Origin of the sequence: Sulfitobacter sp. 1A15258 (genome assembly GCF_043557045.1) — a bacterium.
GTDB lineage: Bacteria > Pseudomonadota > Alphaproteobacteria > Rhodobacterales > Rhodobacteraceae > Sulfitobacter > Sulfitobacter faviae.
This window is the reverse complement of sequence record NZ_JBIFFK010000003.1, coordinates 103,072-120,108: the sequence shown is the minus strand read 5'-3', so window position 1 is coordinate 120,108 and position 17,037 is coordinate 103,072. Positions and strand designations below refer to the sequence as shown.

Sequence of the window (17,037 nt, the reverse complement as noted above, 5' to 3'; positions counted from 1 at the left end):
TTGTGTTATTACTCGTCAAAAGAGGGGCATCCATGGCTGAACCGACGCTGACCATTTCCGACCGTATCCAGCAAGAGTTGGACCGGCTGACCCGTGCGGAACGGCAACTTGCCCATTCGATTCTGGAAAACTACCCCGCCTCCGGCCTCGGCCCGCTGACGGCGCTGGCGAAGGATGCCAATGTCTCGACCCCTACCGTGGCGCGGATGGTGCAAAAGCTGGGGTTCAAGGGCTACCCCGAGTTTCAGAACGAGCTGCGCGAAGAGCTAAAGGCCAAGGCCAAGAACCCCATCGCCAAACATGACAACTGGACCGAAGGCGCGCCCTCGGGCCATGTGTTGAACCGGTTCACCGATGCGGTGATCGACAACATCCGCCATACGTTGGGCCAGATCGAGCCTGCCACCTTCGACCGCGCCTGCGCCATGATCGCCGATACTGCGCATCCGCTCTATATCGTGGGCGGGCGCATCACCCATGTGATGGCCGAATATCTGTTCCTCCACGCCCAGATCATCCGCCCCCGGGTGACACATATCCAATCTACATCAAACGCTTGGCCGCATTACCTGCTGGACGTGGGCGAAGGCGATGTCTTTGTCATTTTCGACGTGCGGCGCTATGAGAACAACACGCTGAAGCTGGCGGAAATGGCCCATGCGCGAGGGGCCAAGATCATCCTCTTCACCGATCAATGGCGCTCTCCGGTGCATAGCCTTGCCGATATCTGTTTCTCCAGCCGGATCGTCGCGCCCTCGGCTTGGGACAGCGCGGCGGCCACGCTGCTGCTGGTAGAAAGCGTGATCTCGGCCATGCAGGACATCAACTGGGAGGATACAAAGGACCGCGCCGAACGGCTGGAAGACATGTTCGACCAGACCCGTTTGTTCCGCAAATTCACCTAAGCCCCCAGCAAGTAACGCCTTGTCATAAAGGGTATTGGCTTGCCCAAACCACGCCAGTCGTCTATGGCCAGCACGCCGGGTGTGGTGTCCAGCGCGGTGCCGTGACACGCGCCAAGGCCGGAGGGGGACCGACCATGCGTGATGAAATCTTTTCGCCCAGCGAGCTTGAGCGCCATTATGACCTCGCGCCATCGCCAGCGCTGGCGGCTGAAATGGCCGATATCTACGCCAAGATGGATCGTGTCGTCTCGCCCCCCGATTGGGCCATTCATGCGCCCTATGTCGCCGCGATCAACAAGCTCAAGAAAGAGCGCAACGCGGTCATCCTCGCGCATAACTACATGACGCCCGACATCTATCACGGCATCGCGGATTTCGTCGGCGACAGCCTGCAGCTCGCGATCAAGGCGACCGAGGTTGAGGCTGATGTCATCGTGCAATGCGGCGTGCATTTCATGGCCGAGACTTCGAAAATCCTGAACCCCGCCAAGACCGTGCTGATCCCCGACATGGAAGCGGGTTGTTCACTGGCCGAAAGCATCACCGCCGAGGGCGTCGCACAGATGCGCGCGCAATATCCCGGCGCGCCGGTGGTGACCTACGTCAACACCACGGCTGAGGTGAAGGCGGCGTCGGACATCTGCTGCACCTCGTCGAACGCGGCGCAGATCGTGGCTGCGCTTGAGGCCGACACGATCATCATGACGCCGGACAAATATCTGGCGCAGAACATCGCCAAACAGGTGCCGCAAAAGCGCATCGTCTGGTGGGACGGCGCCTGCATCGTGCACGAACGCTATACCGCAAAAGATATCGCCGACTACCGCGAGTGGAACCCCGACACCCGCATCATCGCGCATCCCGAATGCCCGCCCGACGTGGTGGCGGAGGCGGATTTCTCCGGCTCGACCAGCGGAATCCTCGACTATGTGCACCGCGAAAAACCGGCCAAGGCGATGCTGGTCACCGAATGCTCCATGGCGTCGAACATCGCCGATGAATTGCCCGAGGTCGATTTCGTCGGCCCCTGCAACATGTGCCCCTACATGAAGAAGATCACGCTTGAGAAGGTTCTCTGGTCGCTTCACACGATGTCCGGCGCCGTCGAAGTGGAGGCCGAGGTTGCCAGCAAGGCGCGGGTGGCCGTGCAACGGATGATCAACCTCTCCCGCGAACTCGGCCTCTGAAGGGCGCGCGCGTGGAGCAGATCACAACCGGCAGGATCATCATCGTTGGGGCCGGTCTGGGCGCGCTCTATGCCGCGCTTTGTCTTGCGCCGCGTCCGGTTTTGCTGATCTCGCCCGATCCTTTGGGGTCAGGGGCCAGTTCCGCTTGGGCGCAGGGCGGCGTGGCCGCCGCGATGGCGCAGGCCGACAGCCCCGAGGCCCATGCGCTCGACACCATCAAAGCCGGAGCGGGCACGGTCGAGCCGCGCGTCGCCGCCACTGTAACGGATGAGGCCCGGGCCCATATCCTCGCCCTGACCGATTTCGGCACCGCCTTCGACCGCAGCGCCGATGGTGGCTATGTCATGTCACGCGAGGCGGCGCATAGCTTTGCCCGCGTCGTGCGCGTGCAGGGTGATCAAGCGGGGGCCGAGATCATGCGCGCCCTGATCGAAAAGGTGCGCGAAACACCGTCGATCCAAGTGCTCGAAGGGGTGCTGGCCCGCGGTTTGGAAAGTGACGGCACCAAAGTCACCGGGGTCGAGGTCGAACTGGCACGGCCCGAAGGCTCCGCCCCCGTGATGCTGCGCGGCGCAGGGGTCTTGCTGGCGGGCGGCGGGTCTGGCGGGCTTTATGCGCTGACCACCAACCCGGCCCGCATTCGCGGGCAGGTGATCGGCATGGCCGCCCGCGCGGGCGCGCTCATTGCCGATGCGGAATTCGTACAGTTCCACCCCACCGCCATCGACTGCGGCGAAGACCCCGCCCCCTTGGCGACCGAAGCACTGCGCGGGGCCGGGGCCCATCTGATCAACCGCGACGGCGCGCGTTTTATGGAGGCGGTTCACCCCCTTGCCGAGCTTGCCCCGCGCGATGTCGTGGCCCGCGCAATCTTCGCCCAGACCCAAGCGGGGCTACGCCCCATGCTCGACACCCGCGCGGTCTTGGGTGCGGCGGTGCTGACCGACTACCCCGCCGTCGCAGCCGCCTGCGCGCGCAATGGCATCGATCCGGTGACCCAGCCCATCCCAGTCGCCGCCGCGGCGCATTACCATATGGGCGGCGTCGCGACGGATGCGCATGGCCGCTCAAGCCTCACCGGGCTCTGGGTTTGCGGAGAGGCGTCTTCGACCGGGCTGCACGGCGCGAACCGTTTGGCATCAAACGGGCTGCTCGAAGCGCTGGTCTTTGCCCGCCGCGCGGCGCAGGACATGCTTGAGGAATGCGAGGCAGGCGAAGATGACGCCGTACAGCTGCCGGATTTGCCTGCTGGCGAGACACCGAACGAGACCCTCGTCACCTGCCTGCGCCAAACCATGACCGCAGAGGTCGGCGTGCTGCGGGATGCGGCGGGCTTGCACCGCGCCTTGACGGCCATCGCCGAGATCGAAGCGGCGCAGCCCGATTGTGCCCAGTTGCAAAACATGACCGCCACCGCGACGCTCATCGCCGCCGCGGCCCTCGCCCGCCGCGAAAGCCGGGGCGCGCATTGCCGCACGGACTATCCCAAAACGCTCCCCGAAGCCGCCCGCAGCTTCATGACATTGGCCGAGGCCACCGCCCGCCGCTCCAACCCCGAGGACGCCTGAAGATGACCACCGCCCTGCCCGACCTGATCCTTGAGCCGTTGGTCCGTGCCGCTTTGATGGAAGACCTCGGCACCTATGGTGACGTCACGACCCGCAGCGTAATTCCCGAGGGCACGACCTATACCGCCCGGCTGCGCGCCCGCGCCGAGGGGGTCGTTTCTGGCATGCAGATCGCGCGGCTGGCCTTCCACCTTGTCGACCCTACGCTTGAGGTGCGCACGCTGAAAGAAGACGGCAGCAAAATCGCCAAAGGCGACACGCTAATGGAGGTCGAAGGCTCCGCCGCCGCGATCCTCTCGGCGGAACGCGTGGCGCTGAACTTTGCCGGGCGGCTCTCGGGCATCGCCACCCTGACAGCGGCCTGCGTGGCCGAAACGAAGGGGACGGAGACCCGGATCACCTGCACCCGCAAGACCACGCCGGGGCTGCGCATGGTCGAGAAGCAGGCGGTGCTGCATGGCGGCGGGTTCAACCACCGCTTCTCCCTCTCTGACGCGATCCTGATCAAAGACAACCACATCGCTGCCGCCGGGGGCATCCGGCCTGTGTTGCAGGCGGTCAAGGCCAATGCCTCGCATATGATCCGGGTCGAGATCGAGGTCGACACGCTGGCGCAGCTTCAAGAGGTCTTGGACGAAGGCGGCGCGGATGTGGTGCTGTTGGATAATATGGACACGCCGACGCTCTCGCAAGCGGTCGAAATGGCGCAAGGGCGCATCGTGCTGGAGGCTTCGGGCAACATGACCCTGCCGCGCTTGGCCGAGGTCGCGGCGACGGGGGTGCACTATATCTCTATGGGCGCGCTGACACATTCTGCGACAACGCTGGACCTTGGGCTGGATTTCTGAACCAACTGGGGCAAAGATCGCGCAGCCAGCGAAGGGAGCCCGCCATGTCCGACCTTACCATCCGAACCGTGAGAGACCATGACCGCGCCGATTGGGAGCGGCTTTATCAAGGCTATGCCGAATTCTATAAAGTCGAGCAGACGCCGGAAATGCGCGCGCGGGTCTGGTCTTGGCTGCATGATCCGCTGACCGAGGTCGAAGGGCTGGTCTGCGAAGATGCCGAAGGACGGGTGATCGGCCTGACCCATTTTCGGCATTTCGCCCGACCGCTTGCTGCGGCGACGGGCTGTTTCCTCGACGATCTTTTCGTGTCTCCCGAAGCCCGTGGCAGCGGGGCTGCCGATGCGCTGATCGGAGAGGTGAAGAAGATCGCCGAAAAGCGCGGCTGGAGCCTCGTCCGCTGGATCACGGCCGAGGATAACTACCGCGGCCGTGGTGTTTATGACAGGCTGGCCACCCGGACCAACTGGGTTACCTACGACATCAAGCTGTAGGGTCCGGCGCTTTCTTGGGCGTCTCGGGATCGGTCGGCTTTTCCGGTTCGGTCACCAGTTCCGCATCTTCGATATCCTCCGTCCGCGTGGTCAACGCCCCCTCCGTTGGGGTCGTTTCCGGCGCGCCCACGATCAGGGGCAGCATCTGAACACCGCTCGGCATGGCCACCTCCGACAGCGGCGGCGTCTTCCATTCCAGTGTGTCGAAGCTCTTGCAGTTCTCGCAGATCGGCACCCATTCGGCATGGATGTGGTGGCAGTTCTCGCAAATCCATTGCGGCCCGCGTGAGACGTTCAGCGCGCGTGTCAGCCAGCCTTTGACCACGGTGTCCGGCGCGCCCTCGCCCCGCTCGATCGCCGCCATCAGGGTGACGGACCGGGCCGAGGGATCAGTCTCAACCAGATTGCCAAGCGCCCGGCGCGCTTCGGGGAAGTCTTCGTTGGCGATGTGCAATTCGGCCAGCAGCATCTTGGTCTCGGGGTGGTCGGGCTGAGATTTGGTCAGCGCGCGGAACCGTTTGATCCGCTGGGGCGGTGTCTCATCCGGCTGAATCTCGGCAAAGGCGGCGGCAAGATCGGGGTGCGGTTGCACGCTCCACGCTTTTTGCAGCACTTTGGAAGCATTGCGCGGCTTGTCCTGCGCGATATAGCTGCGCGCAGCCATCACCGCGGCGGGCACCAGATCAGGCGACAGGCGGTTGGCTTCGATCGCGGCCTCACGGGCTTCGACACTGTTGCCCTCGTCGATGACCTCGCGCGCCTCGGAGAGCGCCAGAACCGCGTCGCGGCGCTTGTGCACATCGCGCGGCAGATGGCCGTTTTTATACTTGGCCTGCAGAGTGCCACGCGCACCGGTCCAATCATGTTTCTCGGCCTGCAACTTCAGGAGCGTGTCGCCGGTTTCCTCATGTTTGGGCTTCAGCGCGAAGGCTTTCTCGGCCAGTTTCAGCGCCGTTGCGGTATCTCCATCGGCCAGCTTCTGCTTCATGATACCGCGCACGCCGACGAAACGGGTCTTTTCGTCTTCGACCAGCTTGCGATAGGTCCGTTCGGCCTTGCGACGGTCCCCCGCCAGTTCCGCCGCCTGCGCGGTCAGCAGATTGGTCAGTGCCGGGCGTTTGAGATAGCGGTCAGCCTTGGCGGCCTTGGCCATCGCGACCTGTCCCTCGCCGCTGGCCAGCGCCATCAACCCGTCCGACAGCGCCTCATAGCCCTTACGCTCGCGGTTGCGGTCAAAGTAGCGCGACAGCGCCGTCTCATCGCCATTCAGAAAATGCCAGACTGCCGAGAGCAGCGACACGATCTTGAGCAGCACCCAAACCGCAAGCATCAGCAGCAAAACGGCGATCACCGATTGCAGCGGCCCAAGGGTATATTCCGTGCCCGCCACGGTCAGCTGAATGCCACCTTCGCTTTCCAACAGGAAGCCTGCGCCCCAAGCCAGAGCGGCGACCAACACGACAAAGAGAACGATTTTAATAAGAGACCAGAGCATTTTTCGTTCCTCAGTTGGCCGTCAGGCGTTGGGAGAGTTCATTGGCGGCGGTTTCAGCCGCCTGACGCGCGCGGGCATCGGCGAGCCATTCCGCCATCGCATCCTGGGCGGGGGCTGGCAGCGTGTCGATCTCGGCCAGCGCATCGGTCAAACGGCCATCGCGCACCGCTGCTTCGGCGCGGGACAGGACAGCATCGGCATCCGTCCCTTCGCGCGGCGCGACCGAGCGAGCACCGAGTTGACGTTTCAGGAAATTGCCAAAGCCGCCTTCGCCCTCTTCCGGGACGGCGGCACGGGCGGTGGCCAGCGCTTCACGCGCGGCATCGGGATAGCGCGCTTGGAGATTGGCGAGGGTGACGACACCGCCGGCGGCGCTTTCACGCAGGGTTTCGGGTATGTCCTCGACCCCGGCCTGCTGCAACTCGGCCAACGGCGCTTCGAAGGGGCGACCGGCGCCGATTGCAGCGTTCATCTGGGTCATCGCAGTCTGGGCACGGGCCGCTTCCGCCGCGGCGGCGGTAGCCTCTTCGGCGGTCTGAGCGTTTTCCAGCAGGCTCTCGATCTCGCTGCGCTGTTCGGCGACGGAGGCGCGCAGAGCTTCCATCTCACGCTCAAAGGCCGCGACCGCGACTTGGTTGCCACCGCCGGTTGCGGGTTGCTTTTCAACCGTGGTGAGGCGGCTGTCGATCTCGGCCAATTGGCTTTGCAGCGCCGAGAGGGCCTCGCGGCTGGCGGTCAGTTCTTCGCGCAGCGCGTCGACCTGCGGCAGGCTTTCCGGCAGGGTGGCAGGCTCTTCGACGCGGGCTTCCAGTTCCGCGATGCGGGCCTGCTGCGCTTCCATCGCGCTCTGCAATTCTGCCGCGCTTTGTGCCCGGGTGCCCAAGACGTCATACTCCGATGCGGCAAAGCCGAGGCCCGCAGCGATGGCACCGCCGAGCAGCATGGGGAAGAACACGCTGCGCTTGCGCTCTTTCGGGGCAGGCTCAGGCGCCGGGGTCGAGGCGGGCGAGGACGTCGGTTTGGACGTGGCAGCGCTTGGCTTTTCAGCCTTTTCCGGCGCGGGTTTGGATGAGCTACCGCTCGGCTTAGACGCAGCCGCCGAGGCGCGCGAGGGCGCGGGATCAGCGGCCGGTTTGTCTTTGGCAGCCGGTTTGTCCTTGGGTGCAGCGCTGGTGGCGCTTGTCTTGGGATCGTCCTTGGGCAAAGCCGTCTGGGGCTTCGTCTCTTTAGCCGGCGTTGCGCTTTCGGACTTGGCCGGGGCTTTGTCGTCCGGCTTGGCTGCAGTGGCGGGCTTCGCCGTTGCTTTATCCGTAGTGGGCGTGGTGCTGGATGTCTTCAACGAGTCGGCCTTGCCCGTTTCGGTTTTCGGCGCGTCGGGCAGGGCATCCTCGGTTTTTGGCGTGTCGGGTTTTGCCGTCTCCGCCCCCTTACCAACGGTCTGGCTGGGTTTCGCGGCCTCGGCCTTCTCTGCCGTGGTCGCCTTATCCGCCCCGGGAGGCGTCTGATCGGCCGAGGTCTTGTCCGCTTCGCTTTTGCTGACCGTCTTTTTGGGTTTTGCCACGCCTCACGCCTTTCGATTCTGAACCTGTCATTCACTCGCAATGGCGAGCTTATCCGGCATACCTATGCCCCTCAAGGCAAGGTGGTGCAGCGGAATAGTTTTTCAACCGCCTCTGCCATGGCCTCGCCGGTGGGTTCTGTGGCGACATCATGCGCATAGAGCGGCAGAGCTTCAAGCGCCTGAGCGGCGGCGCGGCTGATCGACAGGGCGATGACCCGTTCCGTCGAGCTTGCTTCGCGGGCGAAATGCTGCGCGCTGCGCGGAGAAAACAGCGGCACGATGACAGGGTTAGGGCCCTTTAGAAGGGTCTGCGCGGCGGTGGAGAGCGGCAGAAGTGTCTGGTCATAGACCGTGGCGGTTTCCACTTTCAGACCTGCGGCGCTTAAAATTCCGGCAATATCTGCCCGCCGGTGCCGCCCGGCAAGGTGCAAGAGCGGGCCGATCTGGGGGCGTTCCGCCAAGGTCGCGATCAGCGCCTCGGCATCCAACCCGACCATCTGCGCCTGCCAGCCCGCTTTGCCCGCCGCCGCCGTGGTCTGCGGGCCGACACAATAGGCAGGCCGCCCCTCCCCCAGAGGCGCATGGGCCACGGCATTGGCCGAGGTAAAGATCACCCCGGCATAGGGCGAAAGATCGACAGGCTCACCCGTCGCGGTAATCTCGATCAGCGGAGAGATCACGGCCCCGTCGCGCAGCGCAGGCGAAAGCCGATCCAGAAACTGCGCGGCACCGGGCTGGGGACGTGTCAGAAGCAATCTTGGCTGCGGCATCGCAAGGCTCCGGCATTGTTTGCGCGTAAGAGCGGTGTTACCTGCGGTACAGGTGCCTTGCAACGGAAAGCCCCCATGCCCTCTACCCAGTCTCAGACCCGCTTGATCCTTGGTTTGGAAAGCAGTTGCGACGATACCGCCGCCGCCGTGGTGCGCATGGAGGAGGACGGGCGCGGCAAGGTACTGGCCTCGGTCGTGGCGGGCCAGACCGAGTTGCACGCCGACTTTGGCGGCGTTGTTCCTGAAATCGCCGCCCGCGCCCATGCCGAGAAATTGGACCACTGTGTCGAGGATGCCTTGGCCGAAGCTGGGATCGGCCTGCCGCAGATCGACGCCATCGCGGTGACCGCCGGGCCGGGGCTGATCGGCGGCGTGGTGTCGGGCGTGATGTGCGCCAAGGGGCTCTCGGCGGCGACGGGCAAACCGCTTTACGGGGTGAACCACCTCGCGGGTCACGCGCTGACCCCGCGGCTGACCGATGATGTGTCCTATCCCTATCTGATGCTTCTGGTCTCGGGCGGACATTGTCAGTTTCTACTGGTGCGCGGGCCGGAAAGTTTCGACCGTCTCGGCGGTACGATCGACGATGCCCCGGGTGAGGCCTTTGACAAGGTCGCGCGGCTGTTGGGCCTGCCCCAGCCGGGCGGACCGTCGATCGAAAAATGCGCCCAAGAGGGCGATGCGAAACGCTTTGCCCTGCCGCGCCCTCTGTTGGATCGCGAGGGCTGCGACATGTCCTTCTCGGGTTTGAAAACCGCCGTGCTGCGCGCGCGCGACAAATGCGTGGCAGAGCGTGGCGGGCTGACGCGACAGGATCAAGCGGACCTCGCCGCGGGGTTCCAAGCCGCCGTGGTCGATGTGCTGGCCCATAAAACGCGCCGCGCCTTTGCGGAGTATCCGGCAGAGGGTGCGCGGAGCCTTTGCGTGGCGGGGGGCGTGGCGGCAAACAAGTCCATCCGCGCCGCGTTAGAGACAGTTGCGGCAGCGCAAGAGGCCGCCTTCGTGGCGCCGCCCTTGGCGCTTTGCACCGATAATGCCGCGATGATCGCCTTTGCGGCGGGAGAGCAGGCCGCCCTGCGGGACGCCGATGACCTGACCCTTGCCGCGCGGCCCCGCTGGCCGCTGGACACCGCGCGTCCGTCGATGCTGGGCAGTGGCAAGAAGGGGGCCAAGGCATGAGTGTTTCCGTTCTCGGCGCGGGGGCATTCGGCACGGCGCTGGCCATTTCGCTTGCGGGCAAAGGGCCGGTAACACTTTGGGCGCGTGACGCGGGGGATATGGCCGCGCGGCGCGAGAACGCCAAACGCCTGCCCGGCTGCCCTTTCCCCGAGACGCTCAGCGTGACCGAAAGTCTTGCCCAAGCCGCTGAGGCCGAGACCCTTTTGCTGGCCGTGCCGATGCAAAAGCTGCGCAGCGTGCTAAAGGAACATCGCGCGGCGCTTCACGGGAAACATTTGGTCGCCTGCTGCAAGGGCATCGAACTCAACAGCGGCGTGGGGCCGGTCAGCGTGATCGAAGAGACCATTCCCGAAGCCACCGCCGCGATCCTGACGGGACCGAGCTTTGCCGCCGATATCGCACGGGGCCTGCCCACCGCGCTCACCTTGGCCTGTGCAGACCCTGCGGCGGGCGAACAGCTGCAAGCGGAACTCACCACGGCGAACCTGCGGCTTTACCGCACCACGGATACCACCGGCGCGGAATTGGGCGGGGCGCTGAAAAATGTCGTCGCCATCGCCAGCGGGGCCGCGATAGGGGCCGGATTGGGCGAAAGCGCCCGCGCCGCGCTGATGACCCGCGGCTATGCGGAAATGCAACGCCTCGCCGCCCATCTGAAGGCCGAGCCGACAACGCTGGCCGGGCTTTCGGGCTTTGGTGATCTCACGCTGACCTGCACCTCCGAGCAATCGCGCAACTACCGTTTGGGGCAATCGCTGGGCCAAGGCACCCCCTTTGACCCATCGACCACGGTCGAAGGGGCCGCGACCGCCCGCGCCGTCGATGCGCTGGCCCGCGAAGCGGCGCTTGATATGCCGATCACCCGCGCGGTTGCCGGATTGCTCGACAACCAGTTAGATGTGGCTGGTGCCATGAAATCTTTGCTGACACGCCCCCTAAAGGAAGAATGATATGTTTGTTGCCTTGATCGCCCATGACAAAGCCGATGGCCTGCCGATCCGTCAAGAAAACCGGCCCGACCACTTGGCCTATCTAAAGTCCAGCGATGCCGTGGCGCAGGCTGGCCCGCTTTTGGATGCCGAAGGCGGCATGATCGGTTCGCTCATTATTCTGGACGTGCCTGATATGGCCGCGGCCGAGGATTGGGCCGCGAATGACCCCTATGCCAAGGCCGGCTTGTTCCAAAGCGTGACCCTGACCCATTGGAACCGGGTGATCGGCTGATGGCCTATTGGTTGTTCAAATCCGAACCCGCAACTTGGAGCTGGGCCGACCAAAAGGCCAAGGGCGACGCGGGTGAGGAATGGGACGGCGTGCGCAACTATCAGGCGCGCAACTTCATGCGTGAGATGAAGGTCGGCGACCTCGGGTTCTTTTACCACTCGCAGAAAGACCGTGAGATTGTCGGCATCGTCGAAGTCTGCGCCGAGGCTCACCCCGACAGCAGCACCGATGACCCGCGTTGGGAATGTGTGGACATCAAAGCGGTGCGGTCGTTCGCCCAGCCGGTCAGTTTGGATACGATCAAAGCGGACCCAAGGCTCGAGGACATGGTTCTGGTGAAGAATTCGCGCCTATCCGTGCAGCCCGTGACCGAAGCGGAATGGCAGCTTATCTGCGCCTTGGGCAAGACCGCGCCCTAATACCGGCGCGGCCATCGGAAAAACGAAAAAGGGTTCCGGCACCCCGCCAGAACCCTTCTCACCCCATGTGCTCCCATAACCACCACACATGTTCGTAACTCTTACCAGCCGCTCTGGCCGATATAAGAGAGATAGCAGAAACCGGTAATTTACTCAACTTTCGACTGTGTCAAAGCCCGCGCAAAAACGAAACGCGCGCTTAACCAAACGCGCGTCTCAGGTAAGGTTTTGGTAGGGTTTCCCACCGCCCTTCAGGCGTAGACGGACTCTTTGCCGAAGTGTTTGACCAGCATGTAATAGACCACCGCGCGGTACTTGTTCCGCTCGGACCGGCCATAGGTCTCGATCACTTTTTGAATGCCGCCCATGAGATGTTCATCATCCGGCAGGCCGAGTTTCTTGATCAGGAAGTTGTCCTTTACGGTGTTCAACTCAGCCGTATCGCTGGAAGACACCGTCTGTGCGTCGGCGTTATAGATGGACGGTCCGCAGCCGATGGTCACCTTGGTCAAAAGGTCCATATCCGGCTCCATGCCGCATTTGTTCTTCAGGTCTTCGGCGTATTTGGCGATCCATTCGTCACGCTTGCCCATAAAATCTCTCCCAATAGTGTCTTCGGCCCGTCAGGGGTTCCTGAGACCGGAGCCTAAGGCCATATCCCTGTATTGCAAAAGATTTATTTCGGGGGCGGTGGGCTGACCCCGGAGCCGCCAGAAAAAGAGGCGCCCGAATTGGGCGCCTCTCAGTCAGGATATCGGCTGTCGCTTAGGAGGCGTCGTCAAGGCGGACGTCGTCTTCCAGACCTTCGATGTTGTCTTCATCGACTTCCGGCTGGGCTTCCAGCTCGGCTTTGGTCCAGGAGCTCAGCTTCAGGTCGTTCTCGGCTGCCATGGAGATTTCCTCAAGCGGTACGGCGACGGTGTGTTCGCCAAGGCCGAGGAAGCCGCCCACGCCAACAACGGCGGCATAGCCATCGTCGGTCTTGATGACATAGTCGACGTCACCAATGCTGTCGCCATCGGCTTCGACGACGGTCAGGCCGACCAGATCACCCACGACCATGCCGGAGAATGCGTTGCTCATGCCGGTGTCGGTGCGTGTCACGTCTGTTTCCATGTCCGCTTCGGTGTTGGAAGCGACATTCTCATCCAGATCGGTTTCGGCTTCGCCTTCGATCTCGGCTGTGGTTTCATTATCGAAATCGGCATCTTCGTCGGCGGCCAGATCGGTGTCAGTCTCGGTGGTGACGGTGCCGCTGGTGTCGGTGCTCAGGGTCGAATTCGACTCTGAATCGGCGTTTCCGGCCAGATCCGCTTCGGCATCGGTTGTCGGCGTCACGCCATCGGTCTCGGCGGTCAGTTCCGCTTCGTTGTCGACTTCGGTATCACCTTCGAACTCTGCGCCCTGTGTCGGAGCGGTCAGGATTTCATCGGTGGTGTTGGGGTCGTTGGTCCCCTCGTAGTCGTCGGAATTTTCGCGCGTCATCTCAGCGGTTCGCTCGGCCTGCTGCTCAACAGTGGCGGTCAGATCGTTGGCCGTGTTGGTGACGCTCTCGCCCGAGATGGTGGCCTCGGCTTCCGCGGCGGCACCGGCATCGGTGTCGGCGGTCTGAGCGAATGCGGTGCCCGCGGTCAGAGCGAGGGCGGCGACGGTGGACTTCAGGAATGTACGTTTCATCTTCGATACTCCTTTTGAATGGTCTGGGGATGAAACACCGCCCGATTGACTATGTTCCGCCCGTCCTCCGCCCCTGGCAGATATGTGCTTGAATCCGCCGATTGAGCTGATTTTCCTATATATCCTAGTCGCTTGACAGAAAAAACGCCGCCCCGGTGATCTCCGGGACGGCGCTGAAACATGCTAAAAAGAGGGAACTCTTTGCAGGTTAGTAGCGGTAATGCTCGGGCTTAAACGGCCCTTCGGGCGTCACGCCGATATAGGCAGCCTGCTCTGGGTTCAGCTTGGACAGCTTCACGCCGATCCGGTCGAGGTGCAGGCGGGCGACTTTTTCATCCAGATGCTTAGGCAGGATGTAGACGTCATTCTCGTATTTGTCGGTGTTTTCCCACAGTTCGATCTGCGCCAGCACTTGGTTGGTAAAGGATGCAGACATCACGAAGGACGGGTGCCCGGTGGCATTGCCGAGGTTCAGTAGACGGCCTTCGGAAAGCAGGATCAGACGATTGCCATTCGGCATCTCGATCATGTCCACCTGCTCTTTGATGTTGGTCCACTTGTGGTTTTTCAACGCGGCGACTTGGATTTCATTGTCGAAGTGGCCGATGTTACCGACGATGGCCATGTCCTTCATCTCGCGCATGTGCTCGATGCGGATCACGTCTTTGTTGCCGGTGGTCGTGATGAAGATATCGGCGGTGCCGACCACGTCTTCCAGCAGCACGACCTCGAAGCCGTCCATCGCGGCTTGCAGCGCGCAGATCGGGTCAACTTCGGTGACCTTCACGCGGGCACCCGCACCCCGCAGAGACGCGGCAGAGCCTTTGCCCACATCGCCATAGCCCATGACAACGGCGACCTTGCCCGCCATCATCGTGTCGGTAGCGCGGCGGATACCGTCGACAAGGCTCTCTTTACAGCCGTATTTATTGTCGAACTTCGACTTTGTGACAGAGTCGTTCACATTGATCGCGGGGAAGGGCAGCTGGCCCTGTTTCACGAGATCATAGAGACGGTGAACGCCGGTGGTGGTTTCTTCAGACACGCCCTTGATCTGGTCGCGCATCTTGGTGAACCAACCGGGGCTTTCGGCCATACGCTTCTTGATCTGGGCGAAGATCGCCTCTTCCTCTTCGGACTTCGGCACGGCGATCAACTCGTCCTCGCCATTCTCCACGCGCGCGCCGAGAAGGATATAGAGCGTCGCATCGCCGCCATCGTCGAGGATCAGGTTCGGGCCTTCGGGGAACATGAAGGATTTATCCAGGTAATCCCAATGCTCAACCAGCGACTGGCCTTTGATGGCGAAGACCGGCACGCCCGCTTCGGCGATGGCCGCCGCCGCGTGGTCTTGGGTCGAGAAGATGTTGCATGATGCCCAACGCACATCGGCGCCAAGAGCGACCATCGTTTCGATCAGAACGGCGGTCTGGATGGTCATATGCAGAGAGCCGACGATCCGGGCGCCGTTCAGCGGCTTGCTGTCACCGTATTCATCGCGCAGGGCCATCAGGCCCGGCATTTCGGTCTCGGCGATGTCCAGCTCTTTACGCCCGTAGGCCGCCAGATTGATATCCTTAACAATATAGTCGTGGGCCATGCGGCGCTCCTGTTTAAAGTGTTGCAGGGCGGTTAGCACCTTCGCCGCGAATTCTCAACGTGAATGGGGAAAGGCCGCGCCGGATCAGTCCAGAAGAGCGGCCAGTTGCTTATCGCCCGAAAGACCCGCCATCCAATCATCGCCTTGGGCCAGCACGCAGGCATTGCCATCGGCCAAAGTCTTGACCAAGGTCCATGTCCCCGACTGATCCGATGCCCAGAGCTGGCTGTTGTCTTCACGCTGACCCGGCACCGGCTCTTCGCCGTACCAATCGATCAGGGCAGACTTCATTTCCTTGGCGGGCATGCAGACTTCTTCTGCCTGTGCAGCACCGGCGAGGGTGGCCAAGGTAACTGCAACTATCGTACCGGAAAAAACGGGTTTCATGATCATCTCCTTCGTGGGATGAACAGGTTTGACAGGGATTTGTTCCCAAGGCTCACGAGGTAAGGACCCCCGCGAATGGCGCAGAAACCACGCGCATGGCAAAGGATGCTGTCAGGTCGACGGCTTGATCTGCTCGACCCCACGCCGGTCGATGTCGAGATCGAAGACATCGCCCATGGTCTGGCCTTTGTCGCACGCTGGAACGGACAGACACGGGGCGACTATGCCTATTCGGTGGCCGAACATTCGCTGCTGGTGGAAACGATTTTCGCCCGCATCGCCCCCCGTGCGCCTGCGAAATGGCGCCTCGCCGCGTTGCTGCATGATGCGCCGGAATATGTGATCGGCGACATGATCTCACCCGTGAAGGCCGCCGTCGGGCCGGATTATCGCGCTTTGGATGAGCGGTTGACCACCGCGGTGCATGTCCGCTTCGGCCTTCCCGCCAGCTTGCCCGTGCGGGTCAAGCAGCAGATCAAGAAGGCCGACCGCGTCAGCGCTTGGATGGAGGCCAGCCAGATCGCAGGCTTTTCCGAGGCCGAGGCGACCCGTTTCTTTGGCCGCCCCGATGCGGCGCTGATGGAGGGGCTGACCATCCTGCTCCGCCCGCCGGTCGAGGTACGAGCCGAGTTCACCGAACGGCACGCGGCGCTGCTGCGCGAAATGGCGTGATCCACATCCGCCGCGCCGGAGCGCTCGATACCCGCGCCTTGGCCAAATTGCTGAACGCGATCATCGCCAAGGGCGGCACCACCGCCATGGTCAGCCCCGTCACCCCGCGCGAGTTGCAAGGTTGGATGGCCGCGCCCGACAGCGCATGGCATCTGGCGGAAGACGGGCGCGGTGAGATCAAAGGCTTTCAGTACATCGAACCCCACCCTGACCTGCCCGAAGGCGGTGTGGATGTCGCGACTTTCGTGCGGTTGGGAGAGACGGGGTTCGGCATCGGCTCCGCCCTGTTCGAACAGACCAAGCAGGCCGCGCGGGAACTGGGCTATGCCCATATCCACGCCATCATCCGCGCCGACAATCAGGGCGGGCTGGCCTATTACCAAAGCCGCGGCTTCGAGGATTTCAAACGGCTGCCAAACTGCACATTGGCCGATGGCACCCGCGTTGATAAAATCTGGAAACGGTTCGAGCTTTAGCGCGGCGAGCGTTTTGCCAAGATGCGCTGCAAGGTCCGCCGGTGCATGTTCAGCCGCCGCGCGGTTTCCGAGACGTTTCGGTCACAGAGTTCATAGACCCGCTGGATATGCTCCCACCGCACGCGATCCGCGCTCATCGGGTTTTCCGGCGGTTCGGGCAGGTTCCCTCCGGTGGCCAAAAGCGCATTCACGATGTCATTGGCGTCGGCGGGTTTCGACAGGTAATCCGTGGCCCCGGATTTCACCGCCGCCACTGCCGTGGCAATCGCACCATATCCCGTCAGCACGACGACCCGCGCATCGGCGCGTTTGTCACGCAGCACTTCGACCACGTCGAGCCCATTGCCATCCTGAAGCCGCAGATCGACCACGGCAAAGGCCGGGGGGCGCGCGGTGGCGATGGCTTTGCCCGCCGCGACGGACCCTGCGGTTTCCACCTCAAAGCCGCGTTTCTCCATCGCCTTGGCCAAGCGGCGCAGAAACGGCTCATCGTCATCGACCAAAAGCAAGCTGCGGTCCGCGCCTAAGTCAGAAATATCCTGCATCAACATCCCCTCTCAAAGGCTAATATGGGG

General features: G+C 62.9%; 19 protein-coding genes. 11 read left to right on the top strand and 8 right to left on the bottom strand.

Annotation, left to right across the window (positions count from 1 at the left end; all coding sequences use genetic code 11):
* The first annotated feature begins 32 nt into the window (after positions 1 to 32).
* From ACGYK9_RS07895 to ACGYK9_RS07875, 5 genes are all read left to right on the top strand, one after another.
* Positions 33 to 905, top strand: a complete 873-nt coding sequence (locus ACGYK9_RS07895; RefSeq protein WP_271692706.1) for a MurR/RpiR family transcriptional regulator — start codon at positions 33 to 35, stop codon at positions 903 to 905.
* Positions 906 to 1,039: 134 nt separating this feature from the next.
* Positions 1,040 to 2,092: a quinolinate synthase NadA gene (nadA, locus tag ACGYK9_RS07890; protein WP_394409265.1), complete on the top strand. Its 1,053-nt coding sequence runs from the start codon at positions 1,040 to 1,042 to the stop codon at positions 2,090 to 2,092.
* A gap of 11 nt (positions 2,093 to 2,103) precedes the next feature.
* A complete protein-coding gene (locus tag ACGYK9_RS07885; RefSeq protein ID WP_394409262.1) occupies positions 2,104 to 3,660 on the top strand; it encodes an L-aspartate oxidase in 1,557 nt (518 codons plus the stop codon).
* A gap of 2 nt (positions 3,661 to 3,662) precedes the next feature.
* Positions 3,663 to 4,508, top strand: a complete 846-nt coding sequence (gene nadC, locus ACGYK9_RS07880; RefSeq protein ID WP_394409259.1) for a carboxylating nicotinate-nucleotide diphosphorylase — start codon at positions 3,663 to 3,665, stop codon at positions 4,506 to 4,508.
* Between the two features lie 44 nt (positions 4,509 to 4,552).
* The gene (locus tag ACGYK9_RS07875; RefSeq protein WP_394409256.1) at positions 4,553 to 5,002 is read left to right on the top strand and encodes a GNAT family N-acetyltransferase; all 450 of its coding nucleotides are present in this window, start codon (positions 4,553 to 4,555) and stop codon (positions 5,000 to 5,002) included.
* On the opposite strand, the gene ACGYK9_RS07870 is transcribed toward ACGYK9_RS07875, so the two are convergent.
* The 3 genes from ACGYK9_RS07870 to ACGYK9_RS07860 all read right to left on the bottom strand — a co-directional run bounded on the left by ACGYK9_RS07870 (position 4,992) and on the right by ACGYK9_RS07860 (position 8,828).
* The gene (locus tag ACGYK9_RS07870; protein ID WP_394409253.1) at positions 4,992 to 6,497 is read right to left on the bottom strand and encodes a heme biosynthesis protein HemY; all 1,506 of its coding nucleotides are present in this window, start codon (positions 6,495 to 6,497) and stop codon (positions 4,992 to 4,994) included. The two genes, ACGYK9_RS07875 and ACGYK9_RS07870, sit on opposite strands and share 11 nt — an antisense overlap.
* A 10-nt stretch (positions 6,498 to 6,507) precedes the next feature.
* The gene (locus tag ACGYK9_RS07865; RefSeq protein ID WP_394409250.1) at positions 6,508 to 8,058 is read right to left on the bottom strand and encodes a hypothetical protein; all 1,551 of its coding nucleotides are present in this window, start codon (positions 8,056 to 8,058) and stop codon (positions 6,508 to 6,510) included.
* A 71-nt stretch (positions 8,059 to 8,129) separates the two neighbouring features.
* Positions 8,130 to 8,828 (bottom strand): uroporphyrinogen-III synthase, encoded by a 699-nt coding sequence (locus ACGYK9_RS07860; RefSeq protein WP_394409247.1) that lies wholly within the window; start codon positions 8,826 to 8,828, stop codon positions 8,130 to 8,132.
* A gap of 75 nt (positions 8,829 to 8,903) precedes the next feature.
* On the opposite strand from ACGYK9_RS07860, the gene tsaD reads away from it, so the two are divergent.
* The 4 genes from tsaD to ACGYK9_RS07840 are packed head-to-tail and all read left to right on the top strand — an operon-like array spanning position 8,904 to position 11,650.
* Positions 8,904 to 10,007 (top strand): tRNA (adenosine(37)-N6)-threonylcarbamoyltransferase complex transferase subunit TsaD, encoded by a 1,104-nt coding sequence (gene tsaD / locus ACGYK9_RS07855; RefSeq protein ID WP_394409244.1) that lies wholly within the window; start codon positions 8,904 to 8,906, stop codon positions 10,005 to 10,007.
* Positions 10,004 to 10,957, top strand: a complete 954-nt coding sequence (locus ACGYK9_RS07850) for an NAD(P)H-dependent glycerol-3-phosphate dehydrogenase (protein ID WP_394409241.1) — start codon at positions 10,004 to 10,006, stop codon at positions 10,955 to 10,957. The genes tsaD and ACGYK9_RS07850 overlap by 4 nt, the downstream gene beginning before the upstream one ends.
* A gap of 1 nt (position 10,958) precedes the next feature.
* Positions 10,959 to 11,231 carry a YciI family protein gene (locus tag ACGYK9_RS07845; RefSeq protein ID WP_067268301.1) on the top strand — a complete coding sequence of 91 codons (273 nt, stop codon included), beginning with the start codon at positions 10,959 to 10,961 and terminating at the stop codon, positions 11,229 to 11,231.
* A complete protein-coding gene (locus tag ACGYK9_RS07840; RefSeq protein ID WP_394409238.1) occupies positions 11,231 to 11,650 on the top strand; it encodes an EVE domain-containing protein in 420 nt (139 codons plus the stop codon). The genes ACGYK9_RS07845 and ACGYK9_RS07840 overlap by 1 nt, the downstream gene beginning before the upstream one ends.
* A 251-nt stretch (positions 11,651 to 11,901) precedes the next feature.
* Here ACGYK9_RS07840 and ACGYK9_RS07835 read toward each other — a convergent pair whose 3' ends face one another.
* The 4 genes from ACGYK9_RS07835 to ACGYK9_RS07820 all read right to left on the bottom strand — a co-directional run bounded on the left by ACGYK9_RS07835 (position 11,902) and on the right by ACGYK9_RS07820 (position 15,314).
* Complete coding sequence (locus ACGYK9_RS07835) at positions 11,902 to 12,243, bottom strand: DUF2853 family protein (RefSeq protein WP_209216928.1); 342 nt, start codon at positions 12,241 to 12,243, stop codon at positions 11,902 to 11,904.
* A 172-nt stretch (positions 12,244 to 12,415) separates the two neighbouring features.
* Positions 12,416 to 13,327, bottom strand: coding sequence for a PRC-barrel domain-containing protein (locus ACGYK9_RS07830; RefSeq protein WP_394409235.1), 912 nt, complete (start codon positions 13,325 to 13,327; stop codon positions 12,416 to 12,418).
* 208 nt (positions 13,328 to 13,535) lie between these two features.
* Positions 13,536 to 14,927, bottom strand: a complete 1,392-nt coding sequence (gene ahcY / locus ACGYK9_RS07825) for an adenosylhomocysteinase (protein WP_394409232.1) — start codon at positions 14,925 to 14,927, stop codon at positions 13,536 to 13,538.
* Positions 14,928 to 15,011: 84 nt separating this feature from the next.
* Entirely contained in the window at positions 15,012 to 15,314 is a 303-nt protein-coding gene (locus ACGYK9_RS07820) for an S-adenosyl-L-homocysteine hydrolase (protein WP_231886452.1), read from the bottom strand.
* A 75-nt stretch (positions 15,315 to 15,389) separates the two neighbouring features.
* On the opposite strand from ACGYK9_RS07820, the gene ACGYK9_RS07815 reads away from it, so the two are divergent.
* Positions 15,390 to 15,986: an HD domain-containing protein gene (locus ACGYK9_RS07815; RefSeq protein WP_394409229.1), complete on the top strand. Its 597-nt coding sequence runs from the start codon at positions 15,390 to 15,392 to the stop codon at positions 15,984 to 15,986.
* The gene (locus ACGYK9_RS07810; RefSeq protein WP_394409226.1) at positions 15,983 to 16,462 is read left to right on the top strand and encodes a GNAT family N-acetyltransferase; all 480 of its coding nucleotides are present in this window, start codon (positions 15,983 to 15,985) and stop codon (positions 16,460 to 16,462) included. Before ACGYK9_RS07815 ends, ACGYK9_RS07810 begins: the two co-directional genes overlap by 4 nt.
* Here ACGYK9_RS07810 and ACGYK9_RS07805 read toward each other — a convergent pair.
* Positions 16,459 to 17,013: an ActR/PrrA/RegA family redox response regulator transcription factor gene (locus tag ACGYK9_RS07805; RefSeq protein ID WP_394409223.1), complete on the bottom strand. Its 555-nt coding sequence runs from the start codon at positions 17,011 to 17,013 to the stop codon at positions 16,459 to 16,461. The genes ACGYK9_RS07810 and ACGYK9_RS07805 overlap by 4 nt on opposite strands.
* Positions 17,014 to 17,037 lie beyond the last annotated feature (24 nt).

Coding starts and splice junctions, on each gene's coding strand:
- ACGYK9_RS07835 (WP_209216928.1), bottom strand. CDS start 12,243: ATGGGCAAGCGTGACGAATGGATCGCCAAATACGCCGAAGACCTGAAG.
- ACGYK9_RS07805 (WP_394409223.1), bottom strand. CDS start 17,013: ATGTTGATGCAGGATATTTCTGACTTAGGCGCGGACCGCAGCTTGCTT.
- ACGYK9_RS07875 (WP_394409256.1), top strand. CDS start 4,553: ATGTCCGACCTTACCATCCGAACCGTGAGAGACCATGACCGCGCCGAT.
- ACGYK9_RS07870 (WP_394409253.1), bottom strand. CDS start 6,497: ATGCTCTGGTCTCTTATTAAAATCGTTCTCTTTGTCGTGTTGGTCGCC.
- ACGYK9_RS07815 (WP_394409229.1), top strand. CDS start 15,390: ATGGCGCAGAAACCACGCGCATGGCAAAGGATGCTGTCAGGTCGACGG.
- ahcY (WP_394409232.1), bottom strand. CDS start 14,927: ATGGCCCACGACTATATTGTTAAGGATATCAATCTGGCGGCCTACGGG.
- nadA (WP_394409265.1), top strand. CDS start 1,040: ATGCGTGATGAAATCTTTTCGCCCAGCGAGCTTGAGCGCCATTATGAC.
- ACGYK9_RS07845 (WP_067268301.1), top strand. CDS start 10,959: ATGTTTGTTGCCTTGATCGCCCATGACAAAGCCGATGGCCTGCCGATC.
- ACGYK9_RS07840 (WP_394409238.1), top strand. CDS start 11,231: ATGGCCTATTGGTTGTTCAAATCCGAACCCGCAACTTGGAGCTGGGCC.
- ACGYK9_RS07860 (WP_394409247.1), bottom strand. CDS start 8,828: ATGCCGCAGCCAAGATTGCTTCTGACACGTCCCCAGCCCGGTGCCGCG.
- ACGYK9_RS07850 (WP_394409241.1), top strand. CDS start 10,004: ATGAGTGTTTCCGTTCTCGGCGCGGGGGCATTCGGCACGGCGCTGGCC.
- ACGYK9_RS07820 (WP_231886452.1), bottom strand. CDS start 15,314: ATGAAACCCGTTTTTTCCGGTACGATAGTTGCAGTTACCTTGGCCACC.
- ACGYK9_RS07895 (WP_271692706.1), top strand. CDS start 33: ATGGCTGAACCGACGCTGACCATTTCCGACCGTATCCAGCAAGAGTTG.
- ACGYK9_RS07830 (WP_394409235.1), bottom strand. CDS start 13,327: ATGAAACGTACATTCCTGAAGTCCACCGTCGCCGCCCTCGCTCTGACC.
- tsaD (WP_394409244.1), top strand. CDS start 8,904: ATGCCCTCTACCCAGTCTCAGACCCGCTTGATCCTTGGTTTGGAAAGC.
- nadC (WP_394409259.1), top strand. CDS start 3,663: ATGACCACCGCCCTGCCCGACCTGATCCTTGAGCCGTTGGTCCGTGCC.